Consider the following 4,952-nt stretch of genomic DNA (forward strand, 5'->3'; position numbering starts at 1 on the left):
CGCACGCTGCGCGTGCGCCGCAGGTTTTAGATCTGGATTTTAATTATGCCCAGCTACTTATATGGTGTGGATGAATGACGCTTTATGCCGTGCATCCATATCGTAAGCAATAATCAATAGCCTTGCTATTGGTTGAATTATCATAATTTTGTCTAGAGTTTAAGGCCTCATGACTATATATGTTCAGATTTTATAAGTACAAAAAGGTTGATTCATACAAAAGTTGTCGAATGCTACAGCTCGCAGGGATATGAGGTTATTCGCCAACCTCACGCTCATCAGCTACCATTCAATTTAAACGCCTATAGCCCTGATTTACTGGTCAAAATATCGGAGAGTCAAGGGCTGATCGTGGCAATTAAAGATAGGGCAAATAACTTAGAAGTTGCCCATTATCGCACTCTTGCCCAAAGAGTTGCCGAGCATAGTGGTTGGCGATTTTTGCTGATCACGGGCGAAGATGCCACCCCGATCGCGGAAGAAGATATCGCCGATGATAAATTGACCCGATCGCAGATTTTGCATCGTAAAGAACGGATTGCCAAATTAATCTCGATCGGAGAGCATGAGCCTGCTTTCCTATCCCTATGGATATTTGCGGAAGTCCTCATGCGAAGACATGCGAGACAAGCTTTGATCCCGATTGATCGCTTGCCCACGATCTTGATGATTCACCACCTTTACGATCAGTCAGAGATCTCCATCGACCAGTTTGAGAGAGCGATCGCCTTAAATGAGATCAGAAATCGAGTTGCCCACGGATTTCCCGTTAAATCGATCAATCTCAATGTGGCGATCGAAAAACTGCTCAATCTCGTCGATGAATTTATTGCTATGGAAAAACCCTAAGGACAAGCATAGTTTGCTGACCTTAGGGTTAGGCTTTAATCGAGGAAACCTAGGCAATACAATCTAGACAAGCTAGGCGTTAGCAATACCTTGTTGACGCGCTACAGCATGAACAGCCGCAGCCACGGCATGGGATACACGGGGATCGAATACTGAGGGAATAATAAAGTCAGGAGCAAGATCACTACTACTAACGAGGGAGGCGATCGCTTGAGCAGCCCCTAAATTCATCTGCGTAGTGATCTTGGTGACTCTGGCATCAAGTGCCCCACGGAAGATTCCGGGGAAAGCCAGCACATTATTAATTTGGTTGGCATAGTCACTGCGACCTGTCGCAATTACAGCTACATCATTTTCCACAAGTTCGGGTTGGATCTCAGGATTGGGATTTGCCATAGCAAAGACAATCGGAGCCGCGCCCATACTTCTCACCATTTCAGGGGTGAGCGCACCCTTCACGCTCAAACCAATAAACATATCAGCCCCCTTGATGACATCAGCCAGAGATCCCGATGTTTCACTGACAAATTCTAATTTCTCCGCCGTAAGATCGGTGCGATCTTTACTAATGCATCCTTTGGAGTCACACATGGCGATTCGCTTTACGCCTGCCTCACGCAGCAGCCGAGCAACTGCAATTCCCGATGCCCCAGCACCATTCATCACAATGCGAACGGTATCGATGGGTTTACCGACGACTTTGAGAGCGTTAATTGTGGCAGCCACCACCACCACTGCCGTGCCATGTTGATCGTCATGATAGACGGGAATATCCAATTCTTCCTTGAGTCGCTTTTCGATTTCAAAGCAACGAGGAGCGCTAATATCTTCCAGATTTACTCCACCAAAGGCAGGTGCAATCCGTTTTACAGTCTCGACGATTTCATCGACATCTTTGGTATTCAAACAGATGGGGAATGCATCTAGTCCCGCGAATTGTTTGAAGAGCATTGCCTTGCCTTCCATAACGGGCATGGCTGCTTCAGGTCCAATGTCGCCTAGTCCTAAAACCGCCGTACCATCGGTAACTACGGCAATTGTATTGCACTTGATGGTGTAGTCATAAACTTTGCGCTTGTCTTCAGCGATCGCCATACACACGCGACCAACCCCTGGGGTATAGACCATCGCCAGATCGTCTTGACCTTTGACGGCAACCTTAGATTCAAGATGGATCTTGCCACCTTTGTGAATTTGGAACGTGCGATCATAAACATCCAAAACGCGAATTTCGGGGACTGCCTTCACGACAGCAATCAATTTATCCATATGCTCCGCGCTGTAAGCATTTACCGTAATATCACGGACAGAAATTTTGCGCGTCTGTTGGATCAGGTCGATCTGTCCTAGGTTCCCCCCTGCTTCAGCTAGAGCGCTGATAACAGAAGACAGCATTCCTGCGCGGTTGAGGAGTTGCACGCGAATGGTCAAGCTAAAGCTGGGATTAGGTGTTAGTTGTTGCATCGTGAGGAGTAATTAGTTGCATAGCATCAGGTCGAGACTGACTCTATGCAATGTTACCTGATTGTTTGCTAGTGTTGAGTTACAAATCACACGATTTTAATTAAGGCTTTACTGCTCAACTAGTTGGCGAGCGATATACCAAGTGAGCAGTCCCGTCGCCAGCGCGATCGCACTGAGTACAAAAATCACCTTCTGCAAACCAAAATAGGATTCGGCAATGCCCGCCACAGATAGGGGCAAGCTCAAGGCAATATTCACAGCATTATTCTGCAAACCAAAAACCTTGCCGCGCACATCCTCTGGAGTTTCTTCTTGAATGACAGTCTGCATGGGAATAACGCATAAACCTGCAAAAATTCCCGTCCCCGCGATCGCCACTAGCCCCAAACCAAAGCGATCGCTAAACACGGCTAACATCCCCAAGAAAGCAGACATACCTAACGAACCAATCAAAGCGAGCGTTTGCCGACTACAGCGATCGCCCAGTTTGGCAACAATCCCCGCTCCGATTGCCATACCTAAACTTGCCACGGCTAATAAAAATCCAAATTGCTCCGACTTAATTTCAGGCATGACTTCGGCGAGACGCACCGCTAAAACCGTCAGAGCCGCAATAATTGAAAAAGTACAAATTAACTGGATGAGTGCCGATAGTGAAGTCTTTTTATCCTTGAGATATTGCAAACCTTCCTTAATATCATTCCAAAGATGAAAACTATCACGGTGCAGATCTTCTTTAGTTTCACCCGTTTTCAACAGGATCAGGATGAGCCCTGCTATTAAATAACTACCACCTACGAGGATTTCTTGACCGATTTTTGGTAGGAGATGATCGGACAGGGCTAACAAAGGTTCGCCGAGAGCGAAGCCCAGAATTAAAGCTGCCATAATTGTCGTAGTGTAGAGGGAGTTGGCAGCTAATAATTTAGGCTTCTCGACCACCAAGGTGATCGCGGACTGTTCGGCTGGGGTGAAGAATTGCGTGAAGGTAGAAACTAGAAAAGTAATACATAATAACCCCCAAAAACCCGTTGGCGCACCCCAAGGCAAAAAACTGTTTTTCGTGACCCAGAGCAGAAGAGGAATACTCAGCACTAAAGCTCCACGTAGAATATTTGAACTGACTAAAACTGTTTTCTTATTCCAGCGATCGACATATACACCAGCGATCGAGCCAAATAAAATTGCAGGAATTGTAAATGAAACCATCACTGCGGAGACCCAACCGCTAATCGTTTCGCCTTCATGCTGAAATTGTGTAGAAACGATCGCAATGACCAATACTAAAAATATTTTGTCGGCAATCTGGGAAAAAACCTGCCCGCTCCATAGTGATAAAAAATTAGGGTTGCGAAGAACAGATTGAGAATCGAGCGGCAATTCAGGGGTTGCTATGTCGTCTGGTTCGCCTTTATGGTGATGCGTCTCAGGATGATGGGAATCAGGAACTTCTGGCAGATTTGGTGTAGGGGGATCGAATAAATGGGTCATATGTTAAAAAAACAGTTGTCAATCAGTGCCGAAGACTGGATTGGTCTATCAAAATGATACTGTGCATAGGCTCGTAACAGTCTCTCAACTGCGAGCCAATCCTTTGGGGGTATTTCTAAAATATTATCCGCTAAATCAGTTTGTGCGAGTTCTTGGATCGCCATCAATTCCGAGGCTGTAAGATAATGGCTGATACGGTTGTAGATAGACTCTAGCATTAATCCCTCGCCTCTCTCTTGGTTATTATCAAGGCGATCGCCTTGGTGCGGATTACCGCCACTACCAATATCACTAATGCCAATACCGCTACCAAGATCGCTACTATTATCGGAGTCTAGATAATCGAGGTCGACGACACCTCCTCCAACCATACTAAATCCTGCTTTCCATTTCTGGACTCCACGCTTAGCGATCACAGGTACTTGGGTAATACAACAATTATGCACTTGCGGGGCAAATCCCGCGATCGCCAGTAGATGATAGATCCCGTGGTTTAGACATGCCAAAACATGCCGATCTTCAGCCGTTTGAATCCGATCCAAATGTTCGACAAGTAACAAGAACAGTTCTTCTTGAGGCTGGGCGGATAAAGCCTGCATCAGAGCAAGTTCCGATAGGTACTGTGCGGCGGTGAGTTTCGCCAGAGTTTTTCCTAAACCCACAAAAGATTGCAACACTTCGGCATTTTTAATGCGCTCCATACTGCGCCCCACCGAGATCTGTAAGTCATTGACGACAAACAGTCCCGATCGCCCTGCCATAGAAGAGCGATGCTTACGGGCTCCTGCGGCTATGGCTCTAATCAAACCATGCTCCTTAGTGAGGATCGTCAATAGGCGATCGTTTTCTCCCAAGGGCATCCCTTTAAGGTTAATTCCTGTGGCGCGATATTCTTTAGGCAATTTGAAACTCTAATGGCAAGAAGTAGCAGAAATTAACTAAAAGTGACTAAAAAAGTGACTAAATAGTGACTAAAAAAGTAAATAAAAACAGTGGCATATTATGCGGTAGCTTGCAAACTTCCACGCAATAGATTATACCAATTCACTGAGGTGAACCAACACTTCAGTTAAAGCCCAAAAGAGGGTTTGCCGTGCGGAGCGCGGCAAACCCTCTTTTGGGCTTTAATTTTGTCCTAACTAAAACCT

General features: G+C 46.0%; 4 protein-coding genes. 1 reads left to right on the plus strand and 3 read right to left on the minus strand.

What is annotated here, in order from left to right; translation table 11 throughout:
- Nucleotides 1-207 precede the first annotated feature (207 nt).
- A complete protein-coding gene (locus PSE7429_RS21105) occupies nucleotides 208-849 on the plus strand; it encodes a hypothetical protein (RefSeq protein WP_009629399.1) in 642 nt (213 codons plus the stop codon).
- A 72-nt stretch (nucleotides 850-921) separates the two neighbouring features.
- Here the strand turns inward: PSE7429_RS21105 and PSE7429_RS21110 are convergent, their stop codons facing one another.
- The 3 genes from PSE7429_RS21110 to recO form a co-directional block, all read right to left on the minus strand.
- Complete coding sequence (locus PSE7429_RS21110) at nucleotides 922-2,313, minus strand: NAD-dependent malic enzyme (RefSeq protein ID WP_009629400.1); 1,392 nt, start codon at nucleotides 2,311-2,313, stop codon at nucleotides 922-924.
- 108 nt (nucleotides 2,314-2,421) lie between these two features.
- Entirely contained in the window at nucleotides 2,422-3,804 is a 1,383-nt protein-coding gene (locus PSE7429_RS21115; RefSeq protein ID WP_009629401.1) for an MFS transporter, read from the minus strand.
- Nucleotides 3,801-4,706, minus strand: a complete 906-nt coding sequence (gene recO / locus PSE7429_RS21120; RefSeq protein ID WP_009629402.1) for a DNA repair protein RecO — start codon at nucleotides 4,704-4,706, stop codon at nucleotides 3,801-3,803. Before recO ends, PSE7429_RS21115 begins: the two co-directional genes overlap by 4 nt.
- Nucleotides 4,707-4,952: the final 246 nt, after the last annotated feature.

This window comes from Pseudanabaena biceps PCC 7429 (assembly GCF_000332215.1).
In the GTDB taxonomy this organism is placed as follows: Bacteria; Cyanobacteriota; Cyanobacteriia; order Pseudanabaenales; family Pseudanabaenaceae; genus Pseudanabaena; species Pseudanabaena biceps.

Excerpts from the sequence above, each read along its gene's own strand:
- PSE7429_RS21110 (WP_009629400.1), bottom strand. The coding sequence starts at position 2,313 with ATGCAACAACTAACACCTAATCCCAGCTTTAGCTTGACCATTCGCGTG.
- PSE7429_RS21115 (WP_009629401.1), bottom strand. The coding sequence starts at position 3,804 with ATGACCCATTTATTCGATCCCCCTACACCAAATCTGCCAGAAGTTCCT.